Source organism: Vibrio sp. 10N.261.51.F11 (assembly GCF_041471665.1).
GTDB lineage: Bacteria > Pseudomonadota > Gammaproteobacteria > Enterobacterales > Vibrionaceae > Vibrio > Vibrio crassostreae_C.
Genome location: NZ_JBFROW010000019.1, coordinates 34,821 through 55,397 on the forward strand (window position 1 = coordinate 34,821; position 20,577 = coordinate 55,397).

General features: G+C 45.4%; 18 protein-coding genes. All 18 read left to right on the forward strand.

Annotated features, from left to right (window positions below; translation table 11 throughout):
• Positions 1-76 precede the first annotated feature (76 nt).
• The 18 genes from pepB to AB4351_RS07135 all read left to right on the forward strand — a co-directional run bounded on the left by pepB (position 77) and on the right by AB4351_RS07135 (position 20,564).
• Positions 77-1,372 (forward strand): aminopeptidase PepB, encoded by a 1,296-nt coding sequence (gene pepB / locus AB4351_RS07050; RefSeq protein WP_017062517.1) that lies wholly within the window; start codon positions 77-79, stop codon positions 1,370-1,372.
• A gap of 106 nt (positions 1,373-1,478) precedes the next feature.
• Positions 1,479-1,913, forward strand: coding sequence for a nucleoside-diphosphate kinase (ndk, locus tag AB4351_RS07055; protein WP_016797173.1), 435 nt, complete (start codon positions 1,479-1,481; stop codon positions 1,911-1,913).
• A 441-nt stretch (positions 1,914-2,354) separates the two neighbouring features.
• Positions 2,355-3,497, forward strand: a complete 1,143-nt coding sequence (locus tag AB4351_RS07060) for a bifunctional tRNA (adenosine(37)-C2)-methyltransferase TrmG/ribosomal RNA large subunit methyltransferase RlmN (protein ID WP_017062516.1) — start codon at positions 2,355-2,357, stop codon at positions 3,495-3,497.
• 440 nt (positions 3,498-3,937) lie between these two features.
• The gene (gene rodZ / locus AB4351_RS07065) at positions 3,938-4,894 is read left to right on the forward strand and encodes a cytoskeleton protein RodZ (protein ID WP_017062515.1); all 957 of its coding nucleotides are present in this window, start codon (positions 3,938-3,940) and stop codon (positions 4,892-4,894) included.
• Between the two features lie 7 nt (positions 4,895-4,901).
• The gene (gene ispG, locus AB4351_RS07070; protein ID WP_009848294.1) at positions 4,902-6,023 is read left to right on the forward strand and encodes a flavodoxin-dependent (E)-4-hydroxy-3-methylbut-2-enyl-diphosphate synthase; all 1,122 of its coding nucleotides are present in this window, start codon (positions 4,902-4,904) and stop codon (positions 6,021-6,023) included.
• Positions 6,024-6,093: 70 nt separating this feature from the next.
• Entirely contained in the window at positions 6,094-7,362 is a 1,269-nt protein-coding gene (gene hisS, locus AB4351_RS07075) for a histidine--tRNA ligase (protein WP_017062514.1), read from the forward strand.
• Positions 7,363-7,441: 79 nt separating this feature from the next.
• Positions 7,442-8,056 (forward strand): YfgM family protein, encoded by a 615-nt coding sequence (locus AB4351_RS07080; RefSeq protein ID WP_017062513.1) that lies wholly within the window; start codon positions 7,442-7,444, stop codon positions 8,054-8,056.
• Between the two features lie 10 nt (positions 8,057-8,066).
• Positions 8,067-9,227 carry an outer membrane protein assembly factor BamB gene (bamB, locus tag AB4351_RS07085; RefSeq protein ID WP_017062512.1) on the forward strand — a complete coding sequence of 387 codons (1,161 nt, stop codon included), beginning with the start codon at positions 8,067-8,069 and terminating at the stop codon, positions 9,225-9,227.
• Between the two features lie 158 nt (positions 9,228-9,385).
• Positions 9,386-10,867: a ribosome biogenesis GTPase Der gene (der, locus tag AB4351_RS07090; protein ID WP_017062511.1), complete on the forward strand. Its 1,482-nt coding sequence runs from the start codon at positions 9,386-9,388 to the stop codon at positions 10,865-10,867.
• 131 nt (positions 10,868-10,998) lie between these two features.
• On the forward strand, positions 10,999-11,901 hold the full coding sequence (locus tag AB4351_RS07095) for a metal-dependent hydrolase (protein ID WP_017062510.1): 903 nt from the start codon (positions 10,999-11,001) through the stop codon (positions 11,899-11,901).
• A gap of 289 nt (positions 11,902-12,190) precedes the next feature.
• A complete protein-coding gene (locus tag AB4351_RS07100) occupies positions 12,191-13,192 on the forward strand; it encodes a sensor domain-containing diguanylate cyclase (protein ID WP_372125471.1) in 1,002 nt (333 codons plus the stop codon).
• A gap of 36 nt (positions 13,193-13,228) precedes the next feature.
• A complete protein-coding gene (locus AB4351_RS07105; protein WP_017056199.1) occupies positions 13,229-13,456 on the forward strand; it encodes a zinc ribbon domain-containing protein in 228 nt (75 codons plus the stop codon).
• A gap of 294 nt (positions 13,457-13,750) precedes the next feature.
• On the forward strand, positions 13,751-15,037 hold the full coding sequence (urtA, locus tag AB4351_RS07110; RefSeq protein WP_372125473.1) for an urea ABC transporter substrate-binding protein: 1,287 nt from the start codon (positions 13,751-13,753) through the stop codon (positions 15,035-15,037).
• Positions 15,038-15,272: 235 nt separating this feature from the next.
• Positions 15,273-16,901: an urea ABC transporter permease subunit UrtB gene (gene urtB, locus AB4351_RS07115; RefSeq protein WP_017065607.1), complete on the forward strand. Its 1,629-nt coding sequence runs from the start codon at positions 15,273-15,275 to the stop codon at positions 16,899-16,901.
• A gap of 10 nt (positions 16,902-16,911) precedes the next feature.
• Positions 16,912-18,084, forward strand: a complete 1,173-nt coding sequence (urtC, locus tag AB4351_RS07120) for an urea ABC transporter permease subunit UrtC (protein ID WP_017062507.1) — start codon at positions 16,912-16,914, stop codon at positions 18,082-18,084.
• Entirely contained in the window at positions 18,081-18,923 is an 843-nt protein-coding gene (gene urtD / locus AB4351_RS07125) for an urea ABC transporter ATP-binding protein UrtD (RefSeq protein ID WP_017062506.1), read from the forward strand. The genes urtC and urtD overlap by 4 nt, the downstream gene beginning before the upstream one ends.
• Position 18,924: 1 nt before the next feature.
• Positions 18,925-19,620: an urea ABC transporter ATP-binding subunit UrtE gene (gene urtE / locus AB4351_RS07130; protein WP_008222775.1), complete on the forward strand. Its 696-nt coding sequence runs from the start codon at positions 18,925-18,927 to the stop codon at positions 19,618-19,620.
• Positions 19,617-20,564 carry an urease accessory protein UreD gene (locus tag AB4351_RS07135; protein WP_372050940.1) on the forward strand — a complete coding sequence of 316 codons (948 nt, stop codon included), beginning with the start codon at positions 19,617-19,619 and terminating at the stop codon, positions 20,562-20,564. Before urtE ends, AB4351_RS07135 begins: the two co-directional genes overlap by 4 nt.
• The last annotated feature ends 13 nt before the right edge of the window (positions 20,565-20,577 follow it).

Consider the following 20,577-nt stretch of genomic DNA (forward strand, 5'->3'; position numbering starts at 1 on the left):
ATAATGCTAACATCAGTGAGCTAATAAAAAATAATCAGAATCACACTCTCGAAGTGGTTCATGACAAGGAGAAATCATGTCTACACAGATGTCAGTATTTTTAAGTCAAGAAGCTGCCCAGCCTCAGTGGGGAGCAAGAGCTATTTTATCGTTCTCAGAAGCGGGAGCGACAATTCACATTGGTGAAGGCCACGATCTAGGCGCAGTTCAACGTGCGGGTCGTACGCTTGACGGACAAGGTATCGCATTCGTTTCACTTCGTGGTGAAGGTTGGGATCTAGAAAGCGTTTGGGCTTTCTACCAAGGCTACCGTGGACCAAAGAAAAAGAATGCATTGGAATGGGATGCACTTTCAGAAGCCGATCAAACTGAGCTTGAAGCTCGTATTCGCGCAACTGACTGGACGCGTGACATTATCAATAAAACCGCTGAAGAAGTGGCACCTCGTCAACTTGCGACAATGGCTGCTGAATACATCAAATCAGTGGCGCCAGCGGGCACAGTAAAAGCAAAAATCGTTAAAGACAAAGATCTCCTAACTGAAGGTTGGGAAGGCATCTACGCGGTAGGTCGTGGCTCTGAGCGTACATCAGCAATGCTGCAACTGGACTTCAACCCAACAGGCGATGAAAACGCACCTGTATTTGCCTGTTTAGTCGGTAAAGGTATTACGTTCGATTCGGGCGGTTACAGTATCAAGCCAGGCCAATTCATGACAGCGATGAAAGCTGACATGGGTGGCGCAGCAACGATTACTGGTGGTTTAGGTCTTGCGATTGAACGCGGTCTTAACAAGCGCATCAAGCTTATTCTATGTTGCGCAGAGAACATGATCTCTGGTCGCGCATTGAAGCTTGGCGATATCATTACCTACAAAAACGGTAAAACAGTTGAGATCATGAACACTGATGCGGAAGGTCGCTTAGTGCTAGCTGATGGCCTGATGTACGCAAGTGCACAAAGCCCTGAGCTGATCATCGACTGTGCAACGCTAACAGGCGCGGCTAAAAACGCATTAGGTAACGACTACCACGCACTATTAAGCTTCGATGATGAGTTGTCTCACCAAGCGCTAACAGCGGCAAACCAAGAGAAAGAAGGCTTATGGCCACTGCCTCTTGCTGATTTCCACCGTGGTATGTTGCCTTCAAACTTTGCTGATCTTTCAAACATCAGCACAGGCGATTACACACCGGGTGCAAGTACAGCAGCGGCATTCCTTTCTTACTTTGTAGATGATTACAAAAAAGGTTGGATTCATATGGATTGCGCGGGTACTTACCGTAAGTCAGCAAGTGACAAGTGGGCGGCAGGCGCAACGGGTATGGGCGTTCGCACACTGGCTCGTCTTCTTATCGACCAAGCAAAATAATAATAAGGGTGAGCGGTATTTTGTGCCGCTCATTCATAAAGCTCAGATCGAAAGATCTCAGTAATTTCAGTATTTAATAACAAAAAAATGAAGTGAAGGAATCCCTATGGCTCTAGAAAGAACGTTCTCAATTGTTAAGCCGGATGCAGTTAAGCGTAACCTTGTTGGTGAAATCTACCACCGTATCGAAAAAGCAGGCCTAGAAATTATTGCTGCTAAAATGGTTCGTCTTACTGAAGAGCAAGCGAGTGGCTTCTACGCTGAACATGAAGGCAAAGAGTTCTTCCCAGCTCTTAAAGAGTTTATGACTTCTGGTCCTATCATGGTTCAAGTGCTTGAAGGCGAAAACGCTATCGCTCGTTACCGTGAACTTATGGGTAAAACAAACCCAGAAGAAGCGGCATGCGGTACTATCCGTGCTGACTACGCAATCAGCATGCGTTACAACTCAGTTCACGGCAGCGACAGCCCTGAGTCTGCAGCTCGCGAAATCGAATTCTTCTTCCCAGAATCTGAAATTTGCCCACGCCCAGCTCAATAATCGGCACTGCAAATTATTCTAAAGGCTTCACCTCGGTGAGGCCTTTTTTGTAAGTGGATTTTACGCTCTCGATAATCAATTTAGTCGTCATTCTCGAAAGCGACGAAGGAGCGTAATCGGGAATCTGTTTTTGTTATTGGAGATTCCAGATACTTCGTTCCTCAGTTCTGGAATGACGGGGAACTTTGGAGCAACCATCTCGTGGTAAATATTATCGAGCAATTGGTGATTATTTACGTCATTCCCGAAAGCGACGAAGGAGTGTAATCGGGAATCTTTGTTTAAATTGGGTAATCTCAGGCCGATAAATACAATTGTTCAAATTTTAATCGCTTAAGTTTGAATGTCTTAATAAACACAGGGTTTTACAATGCTTGTTGAAGTTGCGTAAAGCCTGTACAATTCGCGCCCTTAATTATTGTTCCGTCATTGAGAGGCATCATGACCACAGCTAAAGTCAATCTACTCGATTTTGATCGTAAAGGTCTTCGTAAATTTTTCACAGAAGAACTGAATGAGAAAGCGTTTCGAGCAGAGCAAGTGATGAAGTGGATTTATCACTTCGGTGTCGATGACTTCGAACAAATGAATAACATCAACAAAAAGTTACGTGAGAAACTTCAACGTCGCTGTGAGATTGTTGCACCTGTTGTTTCTGAAGCTCAACACTCTTCAGATGGCACAATTAAATGGGCGATGAGCGTTGGCGACCAAGACGTTGAAACGGTATACATCCCAGATGGTGACCGTGCGACGCTATGTGTATCTTCACAGGTTGGTTGTGCACTTGAATGTAAGTTCTGTTCTACAGCTCAACAAGGCTTCAACCGTAACCTAAAAGTTTCAGAGATTGTTGGCCAAATCTGGCGTGCATCTCGCGAAATCGGCCTAGAAAAAGAAACTGGTCGTCGTCCAATTACTAACGTTGTAATGATGGGTATGGGCGAGCCTCTATTGAACATGAAGAACCTAATGCCATCATTAGAAATCATGCTTGATGATCTAGGTTTCGCACTGTCTAAGCGTCGTGTAACCGTATCAACTTCTGGTGTTGTTTCTGGCCTTGACCAAATGACAGACAACATCGATGTCGCATTGGCTATTTCTCTACATGCGCCAAACGATGCACTACGTAGCCAAATCATGCCGATCAACGACCGTTGGGATATCCAAGACTTCCTAGCATCTGTTCGTCGTTACATTGCGTCTTCAAATGCTAACCGCGGTAAAGTAACGGTTGAGTACGTGTTATTGGATCATGTGAATGATGATATGGACCACGCACGTGAACTTGCTGAGCTAATGAAAGAGACGCCTTGTAAGATCAACTTGATTCCATTCAACCCTTACCCGGGGTCGCCTTATAAGAAGCCAAGCAACTCTCGTATTGATCGCTTCCAAAAAACGCTGATGGAATACAACTACACAGTAACCGTTCGTAAGACTCGTGGTGATGATATTGATGCCGCGTGTGGTCAGTTAGTCGGTGATGTGATTGATAGAACCAAGCGTACTAAAATGCTTAAAGCAGCCTCTGAAGCGAACTTGATTGCCGGTGGTGTGATTGAAGTAAAAGCGGTATAAAACGCGATTAGAACCTAAACAAGCCAGAAGTCTTACTTCTGGCTTGTTGCTTTTCTGGGGTGCAGTTTTTGATTTTTTGGACTTCTTGCCCACGCTTTCTTACATTTTTCGTCAAATTTTGGACAAAACCATGAGCTGACGGTAAATTTTGTTTAAAGTGTTTTTGCCTTGTAATGGCATTAGCTTATGATTAACTAATCTTAAATTAATTTAAGTGCTCGCTTGCTACTGATCATCAATATGTCTATTTAGGTTGGCTACTTGATAAACTAGCTTCCTGAGAAGGTCATCCATAATAAATGAATGATGTTCGCCTTTAAGGGTTGATGATTTAGATAGCAGGAAAAATTCCACATAACGTGGGTTGTTAGATTGAGCTTAAACGACAATAAGAAAACGCTCTCCTCAACCTGCGATAATACTTTAGAAGTTCACTCTCTATGAACACAGAACAAGATACACAAGCGCAAGAAAACGTAGCTCCAGCTTTGGAAGCGGGAACGCTGCTTAAGAACAAACGAGAATCTCTTGGTTTAACGCAAAAGCAGATTTCTGATCGCTTGAAACTTCGCGTTACTCTGATCCAACAAATTGAAGAAAACCAATTCGAGTCAGATCAAGTGGCGACGTTTATGCGTGGCTATATTCGTTCATACGCGAAATACGTCAATCTTGACGAAAAAGTCGTATTGAGTGCGCTGCATCATGCCGGTGATGCTCAGCATCAAGAGCAAGAAATGCTGAGTTTTTCTCGTAAGACCAAAACCGAGAAGCACAACAGCCGTATTATGATCCTGACTTGGAGCATTTTTGCGGTCATTGCGGGTATCTCCTCACTTTGGTGGTGGCAGAACCAACAACAAGACACCCTATCTCAATCTTTAGCGAATACTGAAAGCTCAGAAGAGCTCGCGGTAGAAGAATCACTTGCCCCTGAATTCACCTCTTTAGAAGTGATTGAAGCTGAACAAAACGAAGCGGGTGCTTCTGTTGTTGAAGGTGCTGAAGGCCTTGCTGCGATAAGCGATGCGGAAGAAAGTTCAGATGCTGTTACTCCAGCTGACGAAACTTCTGCACAACAAACAACAGAGACTGAACCAACTGCTGAAGCTGCTGCGAATGCAGAAACGGTTGAAGCTAGCACGGCTCCTGAAGCTGTGGCTAACGAACTAGTGATGCAGTTCACCGCTGATTGCTGGATCCAAGTAAAAGATGCAACGGGTAAAACCTTGTCGACTGGCATCAAAAAAGCAGGTCAGTCGTTAAATCTATCAGGAACTGCGCCATATAAAGTGATTCTAGGTGCGCCAGAAGGCGTATCAATGACATTTGCAAGTGAACCTGTCGACCTTTCTGGGTATACTTCAGGCAAAGTAGCTAGAATAACCTTACCTTAGAGTTAATATGCAACACGAATCTCCTATTATTCGTCGCAAATCAACCCGTATTTATGTGGGTGATGTGCCGATCGGTGATGGTGCACCAATTGCTGTGCAATCCATGACCAACACAAGAACAACAGATGTAGCCGCGACCGTTGCTCAAATTAGAGCTCTGGAAAAAGTTGGCGCTGATATCGTTCGCGTATCTGTACCGACTATGGATGCCGCTGAAGCCTTTAAGCTAATCAAACAGCAGGTCTCTGTTCCTTTGGTTGCTGATATTCACTTCGACTACCGTATCGCACTTAAAGTGGCGGAATACGGCGTTGACTGTCTGCGTATCAACCCAGGTAACATCGGTAACGAAAGCCGTATCCGCTCAGTTGTTGATTGTGCACGTGATATGAATATTCCGATTCGTATTGGTGTTAACGGCGGTTCTCTTGAGAAAGAGATCCAAGAGAAATACACAGAACCTACAGCAGAAGCGCTTGTTGAATCAGCAATGCGTCATGTAGATATCCTAGACCGTCTGAACTTTGATCAATTCAAAGTCAGCGTGAAGGCTTCTGATGTATTCCTTGCTGTCGGTTCTTACCGTTTGCTGGCTAAGCAGATTGATCAACCTCTTCACCTGGGCATTACCGAAGCGGGTGGTGCGCGTGCTGGCTCTGTGAAGTCAGCGGTAGGTTTAGGTATGCTTCTTTCTGAAGGTATCGGCGATACGCTGCGTATCTCGCTAGCGGCTGATCCGGTTGAAGAGATCAAAGTTGGCTTTGATATTCTTAAATCTTTGCGCATTCGTTCGCGTGGCATCAACTTCATTGCGTGCCCGAGCTGTTCTCGTCAAGAGTTCGATGTTATTAACACCGTTAATGCCCTTGAAGAACGCTTAGAAGACGTGATTACTCCAATGGATGTGTCAATCATCGGTTGTGTGGTTAACGGCCCTGGTGAAGCAGAAGTGTCTCACTTAGGTTTAGCCGGTAGTGCTCGTAAGAGTGCCTTCTACGAAGACGGTAAGCGTCAGAAAGAGCGCTTCGACAACGATGACCTTGTCGACAAACTTGAAGCTAAGATTCGTGCAAAAGCGTCAGTGCTTGATAAAGCAAATCGCATTGATGTAGAAAACTTAGAAGATTAATACAACGCGATGGGGTGTGATTGTCTATTCGCACTAACACCTGGTCGTGAGAAATTACGGAATAAATACTGTGGCTAAAAATATCCAAGCAATTCGAGGCATGAACGACTGCCTTCCAACTCAATCACCACTGTGGCAGAAAGTAGAAAGCGCAGTTAAAAACGTGGTGAGTGCATACGGTTACAACGAAGTACGTATGCCTATCGTTGAAGAAACAAACCTATTTAGCCGTGCAGTTGGTGAAGAGACAGACGTTGTTTCTAAAGAGATGTACACCTTTGACGACCGCAATGGCGATAGCCTAACGCTGCGTCCAGAAGGCACAGCAGGTTGTGTTCGTTCATGTATTCAAAATAGCCTTATCAACCGTGATGAACAGCGCCTATGGTACATGGGCCCTATGTTCCGTCACGAGCGTCCTCAAAAAGGTCGTTACCGTCAATTCCACCAATGTGGTGTTGAAGTGTTTGGTCTAGACGGTCCAGACGTTGACGCAGAACTTATCATGATGACAGCACGTCTATGGCGTGAGCTAGGTATCGATAAGCACGTTCGCCTAGAGCTGAACTCAATCGGTTCTCAAGAAGATCGCGTAAGCTACCGCACTGCGTTAGTGGCTTTCCTTGAGCAACATATTGATGTGCTTGACGAAGACTGCAAACGTCGCATGCACACTAACCCTCTACGTGTACTTGATACTAAGAACCCTGATGTTCAAGCTATCTTAGGTGACGCACCTCGACTATCTGAATATCTAGGTGAAGAATCGAAGCAACATTTTGCTGGTTTGTGTGAACTTCTTGACGCTGTTGGTATCGAATACCAAGTTAATGAGCGTCTAGTACGTGGCCTAGATTACTACAACCGCACCGTATTTGAGTGGATCACAGATAGCCTTGGTGCTCAAGGTACAGTATGTGGCGGCGGTCGTTACGATGGTCTTGTTGAGCAACTAGGCGGCAAAGCAACCAATGCAGTTGGCTTCGCAATGGGTCTAGAGCGTCTGGTTCTGATGATGGAAACGCTAGAGCTAACAGAAGTTCGTCGTAGCGTTGATGTATACGTAGTTGCTGCTGGCGAAGGTACTATGATCGCGGGCATGCAGTTAGCGAATCAATTACGCGACACCGTTGAAGGCGTGCGTGTAATGAACCACTTCGGTGGTGGTAACTTCAAGAAGCAATTCAAACGTGCTGACAAAGTAGGTGCTGTTGTGGCGCTGGTACTTGGTGAGAACGAAGTTGCTGACAATACAGTTGTGCTAAAAGATCTGGTTGGCGGCGAGCAAGAAACCGTGTCTCAAACGGAAGTTGCAGAGAAAGTTGCTGCGCTAATCTAATTAGCCATTGAGCAAACGCTCATAATGAATACTAACGTCAGCACTATGCTGGCGTTTAAAGAATTAAAGAGGACAGGAAGTGGAACTTTACGATAGCGAAGAGCAACAAGTTGAAGCCATTAAAGATTGGTGGAAAGAGAACGGTAAAGCCGTAATCTTTGGTGCGGTTATTGGTTTAGGTGGTCTATTTGGTTGGCGCTATTACCAAGATTCAGTAGTTGAAGCGCGTGAAGCAGCTTCAGAAAGCTACACCTCTGTAATTTCAGCTCTTGATGTTAAGGGTGTTGATGCTCAATCTGATATTCAAGCTTTCATCGACGCAAACAAAGATGCTGAGTACTCAGTACTTGCTGCTATGCAACTAGCAAAAGTACAAGTACAAGCAGGCGATCTAGCGGCGGCACTTGAACAGCTCGAGTGGGCAAAATCGGCAACTAAGGACGCGGCACTTGCGCCACTACTTACTTACCGTGTTGCACGTATTAAAGCTGAGCAAGGTGAATTTGACGCAGCACTGACTGATCTTGCTGCTATGACAGATGAATCTTGGAAAGGCCGTGTTGCTGAACTGCGTGGTGATATCTCACTTCGTAAAGGCGACACAGACGCAGCATACAGTGCTTACACAGAAGCACAGCAAGCTGTTGACGCTAGCCAAACGCTTCAAATCAAACTTGACGACCTAGCTAAATAAGGCGCTTTGAATGAAGAAGATGTTTCCAAAAGCGGCGTTGTGTGCGATTGCTCTTGGCCTACTAGCTGGCTGTGCGGGTGAAGAAGACACCGTAATCATGGCTCCAGTCCCAACGGTAAACAGCGAGTTCACTCCTAGTCAGGAATGGTCTACGTCGGTTGGTGATGGTGTTGGTCACTACTTTTCAAAACTAACGCCAGAATTGGCTTACGACAAAGTGTTTGTTGCAAGCCGTGAAGGTATGGTTAAAGCGCTTGATCCTGATACAGGTAAAGCGCTGTGGAAAGTCGATCTTGAGAAAGACGTATTGGCTCGTTTATCGGGTGGCTTAACGGCGGCTTACGGTAAAGTTTTTGTTGGTTCTGAAAATGGCGAAGTGATCGCACTGGAAGAATCGACCGGTGAAGAGCTGTGGCGTGTATCAGTCAATGGCGAGGTGCTTGCATCCCCAGCAACTGATAGCAACATGGTCATTGTTCATACCAGTCGCGGTATGTTGATCGCGTTAGATCAAGCAAGCGGTGAACAAAAATGGACCATCAGTACGGAAGTACCAAGCCTAACACTGCGTGGCGATAGCTCGCCTGTTGCAGTTTCTGGTGGTGTATTCTGGGGTACAGCAAATGGTCGTCTAGCTGCGGCTATCGTTGATCGTGGTCAGCTTATTTGGCAACAGCCAGTAGGCACACCAAAAGGTGCAACGGAAATTGATCGTTTGGTTGATGTTGATGCATCTCCAATTGTTCTTGGTGGCACCCTGTATACCGTAGGTATCAATGGTCAGCTGATTGCTATCGACCTTCGTTCTGGTAAGCCAATTTGGAAACGTAACTACTCATCAGCGATTGATTTAGCAAGTGATGGTAGCCGTTTGTTCGTTGTTACCGACAAAGACCATGTGGTTGCGGTTGATGCGCGTAGTGGTACTGAACTGTGGAGCACTCCATTGTTAGAAAACCGCTTACTGACAGCACCTGCTATTATTAATGGTTATGTAGTCGTGGGTGATACTGAAGGTTATCTGCACTGGTTGGATCGTTCATCGGGTGAGTTTGTTGCTCAACAGCTTGTCGATGATAGCGGCTTTGCGGTTGCACCAATTGAACTGCCTGAAGGCTACTTAGTGACGACTCGCAATGGCGATGTAAAGAAACTAACGATTAGCCAATAAAAGCGTGATATAATTCACAGTCGGCTCCTGGTTGGTAACAGCCAGGAGCCGTTTTGTTGTTAAAAATTAATAAACCGTGTGGTTATAGGTAAGAGTTTAAACTTGCGAACAAGTGCTTACCTATAACTACATTTAGAGAAGAAATTGTAGAGGTTGTTATGGTACCTGTTGTTGCTCTAGTAGGGCGTCCGAACGTAGGTAAATCTACGTTATTTAACCGATTGACTCGAACTCGTGATGCATTGGTTGCGGATTTCCCTGGCTTAACGCGTGACCGTAAATACGGTCATGCTCATTTTAGCGAGCATGACTTTATTGTTATTGACACTGGCGGTATCGACGGTACTGAAGAAGGTGTTGAAACTAAAATGGCTGAACAGTCGCTAGCGGCGATTGATGAAGCTGATGTCGTTCTATTTATGGTAGATGGCCGTGCGGGTCTAACACCTTCAGACGTGGCGATTGCTAAGCACCTACGTCAACTAGAAAAGCCTTCAATGCTAGTAGTAAACAAGGTTGATGGTATCGACCCTGATGCTGCAAGTGCTGACTTCTGGCAACTAGGTGTAGAAGACATGTACCAAATCGCTGCGGCGCATGGTCGTGGTGTTACTGCACTTATTGACCTTGCTCTTAACCCATTCGCAGAAGCGCTAAAAGCTGAGAATGGCGAAGTAAGCGACTTAACTGAGTTTGAAGACGAAGAAGAAGAGCAGGTTGAATTTACAGAAGAAGAAGCTGAAGCAGAATTCAAGCGTCTTCAAGATCAACCGATCAAACTAGCGATCATTGGCCGTCCTAACGTAGGTAAATCAACGCTAACGAACCGTATTCTTGGTGAAGAGCGTGTGGTTGTTTACGATATGCCAGGTACGACTCGTGACTCTATCTACATCCCAATGCAGCGTGACGAGCGTGAATACGTTCTAATCGATACTGCGGGTGTTCGTCGTCGTAAAAACATCAACGAAACGGTAGAGAAGTTCTCAGTGGTTAAAACACTGAAAGCGATTGAAGATGCTAACGTTGTATTGCTGCTTATCGATGCTCGCGAAAACATCTCTGATCAAGATCTAAGCTTGCTAGGCTTTGCGTTGAACGCTGGTCGTTCAATTGTTATTGCCGTAAACAAGTGGGATGGCCTAGATAACGACGTTAAAGAACGCGTTAAGAAAGAGCTAGACCGTCGCTTAGGCTTCGTTGATTTCGCACGTATTCACTTTATCTCTGCACTTCACGGTACAGGTGTTGGTCACTTGTTTGAGTCTGTACAAGAAGCTTACAAGTCAGCGACTACTCGTGTTGGTACTTCTGTGCTAACTCGTATCATGAAGATGGCGACTGATGATCACCAACCGCCTATGGTTCGTGGCCGTCGTGTGAAACTGAAATACGCGCACGCTGGTGGCTACAACCCACCGATTATCGTTATCCACGGCAACCAAGTTCGTAACTTGCCAGATTCATACAAACGATTCTTGATGAACTACTACCGTCGTTCACTAGAAATCATGGGTACACCTATTCGCATTCAATTCCAGAACAGCGAGAACCCATTTGAAGCTAAGACTAACAAGCTGACAATTTCTCAAGAACGTAAACGTAAACGTATGATGAGCATGGTTAAAGGTCGTAAGTAAACCTTTCCAATAGATTTGATACCCGAGCCTGTCTCGGGTATTTTTTTAAGCAAAATTCACGTTAAGCCATAACAATACGTTTTTATCATCATGGCTCAACGAATCAGACTAGATTCCAGAAGAAGAACGATATGACTACTAGCGATTTGATTACACCTGTGTCAGCAATCACACCAACCATCACTCAATTTTGTCATCAGGCTTGGCAGCTCAATGCTAAAGCGCAGTACGTTGAAAGCGATGACAGCAAAACTTACCTGATCACCGACGTGACACCTTTCCACCCAGTGAGTCACATTTGGCCAGATCACCCTGCAGACCAAGGCTTTGTGAGTGTTGGTGACGTGCTATATCCAGTTGAAGACTGCCTTGTTGGTGCTATAGAACAATCTACTGGCAAGCTTCATATCGCAGCAGATATCCCTGTTAAGCGTGATACGGAAGGGTGGGCGTTTGTTGTTGTCCACCAGCTACCTACATCTGCTTCTATGATTAAGGTTAACGACGAAGTCGTGTTGTCGGTTGATAAAGAGTACCAAGCCAGTTTGAGCCGTGGTCACAGTGCTGGCCACATCGCTTTCCTAGCTTTGAATAAAGTATTGGCTGAGCGCTACTGGCGTAAAGATGCGGATAGAAAAGATCCGCTTGGCAGTTACGACTTCAATAGCTACGCACAAGTGACGAGCTTTGTGACTCCAGAGCTGTGTTCCGATAAGTATCGTTTAGGCAAAACCCTCAAGAAGCGCGGTTTGAACGTTGCAGACATGCTAGCAAATCTTGATGACATCGAAGCTGATATCAACCAGATGATTGCGGGCTGGCTTGCAGAGCCGACGCCAGTCGCAATGCGACTGGAAGGCGAAGCATTAACAGACTCTCGTTATTGGGAATGGCAGTTGGATGCCGACACTTTAGTGTCTATTCCGTGTGGTGGTACTCACATTGAGAACACCTCAGAGCTTAAGGCATTGTCCGTTAAGTTAACCCAGTTAGATGACCAGCATATTGAAATGCTGACGCATGTAATTCGATGATCTAGACTACAGATCGAAATGGCTTGTGCTGTTTGTTTTGTTTTTGAATGTAACTTTTAATATAAATGACTGTTTAAAATTGAAATGCAGCACATGTAACTTATGCTTTCGGTGTGTGGTGATATAAATATTCTTTTTGGGGTAGATCGCTGATCAAAATAGATAAAGCGAAAGATCAACCTATGATCTTCGATTGTGTGTCGTACTAATTTAGTGTGTTATTATTAACTAATAACAAGCTTGCATAAGAACAAGTTGTACCCGATTACACAATTGAAAGCCTTAGTGAATGGAACAACAATTTTTATTAGAAGGTCATCGAGCCGTCAATAGCTTGCTACGGAAGCTTGCGCTTGGGATGGATCGCAAAGATTTAAATCACAAGATTATTCAGCTTACCGAGCAGCTTTTTGGGCAGCGCATGGCTTCAATTCTACTGCTCAACTCAGAGTCTAAAACTTTACACCTTGAATATGCTCCAAACCTGCCTGATTTTTACAATCAACAGATTGAAGGGGTAGAAATTGGTGCGGGGATAGGTTCTTGTGGCGAGGCAGCTGCGCTTAAGAAAGCAGTGATGGTCTCCAACATAAATGCACACCCAAACTGGGCACCTTTTTTAGCCCTCACTAATCAAGCGAATTTGCATGCCTGTTGGTCGGTCCCCATTATCTCGTCACGCGGTAATGTGTTGGGTACCTTCGCTATTTATAGTCAGTACATCTCTGAACCACATGAATTTGAGCTCGAGATCTTAGAGCTACTGGCTTCCCTGTATTCGGTAGCACTAGAGAAGTTTGAGCTGGAGAACCAGCTAAACTTTTTCGCTAATCGAGATTCTTTAACCCATTGCTTGAATCGTCGCGCATTGTTTAATGAAGCGGAGAAAGTGTTGGCCAAGCGATGCTTTTCTGAAAAGGTGATGGCGTGTTTGTTTGTTGATGTCGATAAGTTCAAATCGATAAATGATACCTATGGCCACAGTTTCGGTGACGATGTGCTGTTGGCGGTTGCCGAAGTTCTTGATGAGGCAACCACAGCATGTGCCAAGATAGGCCGTTATGGTGGCGATGAGTTTGTGGTGTTCTCTTGCTTTGATGATCAAGAAAGCGTTGTTAGCTTCTACCACAGCTTAGAGAAAGCACTGCAACAAGCGCTTTATATCAATGATGTGCAGTTCTCAGTGAGTGTTGGGTTGTCTTGTGACAAAGATCCTCAAGGATTAGACCAGTTGATCGCACAAGCTGATAAGAACATGTACCAAATCAAGCAAGCGAAGTCTCAGCGGTAGTAGATTGTAAAAATAGTAGTGAATTAGGAAATGCTAATGAGTGAAAATATCTGCCCTAAGTGCCAGTCTGAGCTAGCTTGGGATGGCAAGTATCATTGTGAAAGTTGTCAGGCTCACTTTACTAAAGTTGGGTTTTGCCCTGAGTGCAGCAGCCAACTTGAGAAGCTTCAAGCCTGTGGTGCGGCGAGCTATTTTTGCAACGGTGATTGCAACGAGTTGAAATCAAAGTCGAGAGTAAAATTCGAATTTCAACCTGCGGAATAGCCTTAAACTACATGGTTTGAACGACCATCGGTGATGTTATACCAGAGACTCAATACTAAAGTGTTGGGTCTTTTTTGTATCTGAAGAACAGGAATGTGTCATCTTGGTTCATTCCCACCGTCACTGCACCAGTATGAAACATAGTTACATGATTGCTATGCACTCTATTGGTGTGAGTTTCTTTTAAATTCTATTAATACAATTACTTATAAATAATTTCGTTGGTTTATAAGTTTGGCACTCTTCTTGTAACTCTGTAATTGAATAACAAAAATACAATTATGGAGTAATATCATGAACAAGGTGTTCAATTTATCGCTAGCTGCACTGTGTACAACACTTTCATTTTCTTCTTCAACAGTGTTTGCTGCTGATGAGACCATCAAGGTCGGTGTTCTACACTCACTCTCTGGCACCATGGCGATCAGTGAGACAACGCTAAAAGATACCGTGCTAATGCTCATCGAAGAGCAGAACAAAAAGGGCGGTTTGCTTGGTAAGAAGCTAGAGCCTGTCGTGGTTGACCCTGCGTCAAACTGGCCGCTATTTGCTGAGAAAGCGCGTGAGCTTATCGAAAAAGAGAAAGTGGATGTGGTGTTCGGTGGTTGGACATCGGTATCACGTAAATCCATGCTGCCAGTTTTTGAAGAGCTAAACAGCATCCTTTTCTACCCAGTACAGTATGAAGGTGAAGAGTCTTCTAAAAACGTTTTCTACACCGGTGCCGCGCCAAACCAACAAGCGATCCCAGCAGTGGATTACTTGATGGAAGAGCTTGAAGTCGAGCGCTGGGTACTTGCAGGTACCGATTACGTTTATCCACGTACAACCAATAAGATCTTAGAAGCCTACCTAAAAGATAAAGGTGTCGCAGAAGAAGACATCATGATCAACTACACGCCATTTGGTCACTCTGATTGGCAATCTATCGTTTCAGACATCAAAAAGTTCGGTGAAGCTGGCAAGAAAACCGCTGTGGTTTCTACTGTAAACGGCGATGCGAACGTACCTTTCTATAAAGAGCTAGGCGCTCAAGGCATTTCATCTGAAGACATCCCAGTTATTGCATTCTCTGTTGGTGAAGAAGAACTGTCAGGCATGGACACAGAACCATTGGTTGGTCATCTAGCGGCATGGAACTACTTCATGAGTGTTGATACTGAAGCTAATGAAGAGTTCGTTGAAACGTGGCAGTCGTTCATCAAGAGTGAAAAGCGTGTCACCAATGACCCAATGGAAGCACACTATATTGGTTTCAATATGTGGGCTCAAGCTGTGACTAATGCGGGCACAACCGATGCTGAAGCGGTGCAAGATGCATTGATTGGTGTGTCTGTTCCAAACCTATCTGGTGGCTACTCAACCATGCTACCAAACCACCACATAACTAAACCTGTATTGATTGGTGAGATTCAAGATGATGGCCAGTTTGACATCGTTTGGGAAACCACAGGCCTTGTTGCAGGTGATGCTTGGTCTAACTACTTACCTGAATCAGCAAAACTATTCTCTAGTTGGTCTAAGCCATTCTCATGTGGTGCGTTCAACGTTGAAACTAAAAAGTGTTCTGGTGGTAACTAGAGTTATTCGCTCTTAGCTGATAACTAGTTACTGGTTGTCAGCTTTCGTTACTGGGTGTTAGCTATTACCGGTAACTACTAGCTATGAATATTGAGCCTTCTCTTTAGGGAAGAGTGCTTCTGCATGGAGGCGCAACGAAAGAGAAGGCTCAAATTAGTTTCAAGTCACAACAACTATCCAAACATCCACCAAGTAAAAAATAACAATATCTAACTTGTTGGTTAAGGAAGCAGGGATGAAGAACGTATTAAACGTATTTAAGGCGCTGTTGCTCATGGCTATCAGTGCTCAGTTGGCTTTTGCTGGAATAACGGATGAAGCTAGCTTTACCAAGGCGCTAGTTGGTAAAAAAACATCGGATAAAGAGCTAGCCATCGATTGGATCATTGAGACACAAACGGAAGACGTGTCGAAGGCTATTTTATATGGATGGTTAAACGGCAATCTCTATTACTTCAATGATAAAAAAAACGAACATTATAAACAGCTCTATCTCATTCAAAACACCAAAACAGCCACTTCAGCTCAGTCTGTATGGGATGAATCAACTCTCAATATCGACAATGCTAAGCTGTTTAAAAAGGTGCGCGTAAACAACAAACTTCGCGGGATCTTACGGGGTGAAATTGCCTCTATTGGATTAAATAGCAGTAACCCAGATGTGCGTTATCAAGCGGTTCTCGATCTACTGGGAACTAAGGATGCCACTATCATCGATCGTTTATCCGAACTTAGAGAAAATGAGACCGATGGTAAAGTCGCTGAACTAATGGATTTGTCATTAGCTATTTTTACCTCGCTTGATAACAGTGCAACAACTGAAGCTCGAGTAACATCGATTGAACGAGTGGGCGACTTTAAGCATTCAGTCGTTCTAAAAACACTGAACCAACTACTTAACGGTGAGCAAGAACCAAGCATTTTGGCTGCAACAGAGCGTGCGATGGACGATTATCAACAAAGCCAAGCTCTGTACTCAGGTGTTGAAACCGTATTCTTTGGCTTGAGTTTAGGTTCGGTATTGGTACTAGCGGGCATTGGCTTAGCGATCACCTTTGGTGTGATGGGCGTTATCAACATGGCTCATGGTGAGCTGATCATGATTGGCGCTTACACCACCTATGTATTGCAACTTCTGATGCCGAATCATATTGGTTTAGCGCTAATACTTTCTATTCCTGCAGCATTCATCGTTTCGGGCTTAGTGGGTATTGCGATTGAGCGAAGCGTGATTCGTCACCTTTATGGGCGTCCATTAGAGACCTTGCTCGCCACCTTTGGTATCAGCTTAATCTTGCAGCAAGCCGTTCGCTCTATTTTCTCTCCGCTGAACCGATCAGTGAGTACACCTGAATGGATGTCTGGTGCGCTTCAATTGAATCCTATGCTATCGCTGACTTATAACCGTCTTTACATCATCTTGTTCTGTGGCTTGGTGTTTATGGGGTTATTGATGGTTCTGAAAAAGACACCGTTAGGCCTTCAGGTTCGTGCCGTTTCTCAAAACCGTGGCATGGCTCGTGCGATGGGTATTCGTTCAGAGCGAGTTGATGCGATGACCTTCGGTTTAGGCTCTGGCGTTGCGGGTGTTGCAGGCGTGGCACTGTCTCAACTGACCAACGTTGGCCCTAATATGGGACAGGCGTACATCATCGACTCATTCATGGTGGTGGTATTCGGCGGTGTTGGCAACCTATGGGGCACGCTAGTCGCAGGCTTAAGCCTTGGTCTGTTCAATAAAATTTTAGAACCATGGGCTGGTGCGGTTCTCGCCAAGATTCTGGTACTGGTTTTCATCATTCTATTTATTCAAAAACGCCCACGCGGACTCTTCCCGCAACGTGGTCGTGCGGCTGAAGGTTAAGGACAACATCATGCAGTCAAAATCATTTGTACTTTCGGCAATGCGTGGTGACAAAGGTGGCCAACTGACCATCCTTGCCATTCTAGCGGCCGTTATTCTTATCCCACTGGCTAACACCATGTTACCAAGTGGGCACCCGCTCCATGTAGAGACTTTTACTATCTCGCTGATGGGCAAATATCTGAGCTACGCAATGTTGGCGTTGGCGCTCGATCTGGTGTGGGGCTATCTCGGAATCTTGAGCCTTGGCCACGGTGCTTTCTTTGCGCTTGGTGGTTATGCGATGGGCATGTACTTGATGCGTCAGATTGGTGACCGTGGGGTTTATGGTGATCCAGTCTTACCAGATTTCATGGTGTTCCTTGATTGGTCTGCGTTGCCGTGGTTCTGGCAGGGCTTTGACCAGTTCTGGTTTGCTTGCCTGATGGTGGTGCTAGTGCCGGGCGCATTGGCTTACTTGTTCGGTTATTTAGCTTTCCGCTCTCGTGTGTCCGGGGTGTATCTTTCTATCATGACTCAGGCATTAACTTACGCATTGATGCTGGCATTTTTCCGCAACGAAATGGGCTTTGGTGGCAACAACGGACTGACGGATTTCAAAGACATCATCGGTCTGAGTTTGCAGAGTGATGCGGTCAAGATAGGTCTGTTTGTCGCGACTGGTATTGCGCTTATTCTCAGCTACATAGCTTGTCGCATGGTGGTGACCAGTCGATTAGGTCGTGTGGCATTAGCGATTCGTGATACGGAATCACGCACTCGCTTTATGGGCTATGACGTCGATGGCATCAAGCTGTGGGTCTTCGTTCTTTCTGCGGTTATCGCCGGTATTGCCGGGGCTTTATATGTCCCTCAAGTGGGTATTATCAATCCGGGAGAATTTGCTCCTCTTAACTCGATTGAGATTGTGGTTTGGGTAGCCTTAGGCGGTCGTGCCACTCTGTTTGGTGCCATTGTCGGTGCATTGATCATCAACTACGCCAAGAGTTGGTTTACGGTTGAGTTCCCGGAGGTGTGGCTGTTTGCTCTGGGTGGACTATTCGTACTCTCAACCATGTACTTCCCACAAGGTGTGATTGGCTTTGTCAGTGAAAAGTGGCAGCAGCTGCGCAAGGCATCAAATGGGAAAAACCAAGATAAAGATAAGGATGATCAGCACAAGGCCAAGGAGGTGATCGCATGACCACATTTAATAGCGTAAAGGAATCGGTTCAGGCGTTCACTCGTCGAGACGAAGTCTTTGATTACCTCAAACCCGATATTCATCCTGCCATCGATACTCGACATAACGTGCTGTTGTATGTCGAAGGCGTCAACAAAAGCTTCGATGGTTTCCAAGCGATAAACGACCTCAACCTCTACATCAAAGAGGGAGAGCTACGCTGTATCATAGGTCCTAATGGCGCAGGTAAAACCACCATGATGGACATTATCACAGGTAAAACTAAGCCAGACACCGGCGAGGTGTGGTTGGGTTCGAACATCAACTTATTGAAGATGAACGAAGCCGAAATCGCCAATGCAGGCGTTGGGCGTAAATTCCAAAAACCGACCGTGATTGAGTGTTTAACTGTGTGGCAGAACCTTGAATTAGCCATGGCCGGTGACCGCTCAGTGTGGGCGACGTTCACCGCTGTGATGTCTGGTGAACAGAAAGACAAATTGACCTCGGTACTTGAGCTGATTCATTTAAAAGACGAAGCGGCGAATTTGGCAGGTAACCTGTCTCACGGACAAAAGCAGTGGTTAGAGATCGGCATGCTATTGATGCAAAACCCTAAGCTGTTGCTGGTGGATGAACCCGTGGCAGGTATGACTCACCAAGAAATGGACCGCACCTCTGAACTTCTTAACTCGCTAGCAGGTAAGCACTCGGTGGTTGTAGTTGAACACGATATGGATTTCGTTCGTTCGATTGCTAGCCACGTCACCGTGCTTCATCAAGGTCACGTGCTGGCAGAAGGCACCATGGATCAAGTGCAGGCTCACCCTGAAGTTAAACAAGTTTATCTCGGAGAATAGGATGTTAGAGGTTAAATCAGTTAATCAATATTACGGTGAGAGCCACACGCTGTGGGATTTGGATATGCAGATCCCAGAAGGTAAATGCACGGTGCTAATGGGGCGAAATGGTGTCGGTAAAACCACCTTACTGCAATGCATTATGGGGTTGGTGAAGGTTGAAAGCGGTGACATCTCCTTATCGGGTGAGTCACTTTTGAAAACCGATGCCGAGGACCGTCCACGCCAAGGGATCGGCTATGTACCGCAAGGTCGCCAGATCTTCCCAATGCTCACTGTTCAAGAAAATCTAGAGGTCGGTTTACCGATTCGTAAAAAGGGTGACCGCAAGATCCCTGAATTCATCTTCGATATTTTCCCAGTGTTAAAAGAGATGCTACATCGTCGCGGTGGTGATTTATCGGGTGGCCAGCAGCAACAGCTAGCGATTGGGCGTGCGCTGGTGGTGAATCCAAAGCTATTGATCTTGGATGAGCCGACGGAGGGTATTCAACCCAATATTGTGCAAGAGATTGGCGACATCATTCGCATGCTCAACGAGAAAATGGGACTCACGGTGTTGTTGGTTGAGCAGAAGTTGCCATTTGCGAGAAAGGTCGGTGACCGCTTCTGTATTCTCGACCGTGGGCGTCAGGTGGCTGAAGGTGAAATGACAGGGCTCGATGAGTCCTTGATTAAGGAGTATCTAACCGTATGAATTCTCTCTTTTCTCCGAATGAAGTAAGCAAGGCTTCTTTAGTAGAAGCTTTATCTCTGAATGAAACCATCGAACAAGATATTCGAGATGGTTGGCAAGCAAGCCTAAATCTCACTTTTGTCGACCGCGGTGATAAAACCGTATTAAAGAATCGTCAGCAGTCTGGTCCGCTTGCGGTGCAACGCCCCCTGTATCCTGATGGGGAAACGTGTCACACCTACTTACTCCATCCCCCCGGCGGAGTGGTAGGTGGTGACACTCTCAATATTAACGTGAATCTTGAGCACGGTGCTCACGCGTTGATTACCACACCCGGTGCGACCAAGTTTTATCGCTCAAACAACAAGTACGCCAAGCAGAAGCAGACCCTACGAGTGAAGAAAGATGCACGCTTGGAATGGATGCCGCAAGAGAACATCTTTTTCCCCAATGCACACGTTCGTTTAGATACTGAAATTCGCCTAGAAAAGGGTGCACAGTTTTGGGGTTGGGAGATGCACTGTTTTGGACGCCCTGCACAGAATGAGGGATTCGAGCATGGTCATCTCGTTGGGAAAACAGAAATCTATCTTGATAATCAAAGGCTTCTGACTGAAGGCTTTAATTTTCATGGTGGCGATAAGTTAATGATAAATATGGGGTTACTTGATTATTCAATGATGGGTACCTTTTATCTCACCTCAAATGAGAAGCAAGATTTAGAGTTGGTACAGAGCTTGCTCTTATCTATTACACAGCAAGCTTCACAGCAATCAGTTACATCAAAAACGTCGAGTGAACCCACATTAATATTGGGTGCGACACAGATAGAAGGATTGATTGTGGTGCGAGCCTTGGGTTATTGGAGTGAAGACATCCTCCAGGCCTTTGGTCAGATATGGCAAGCAACTCGCTCTCATTTATGTGGTACGACTCCTGATTTACCAAGGATTTGGGCGACTTAGCGATTAGCCCTAT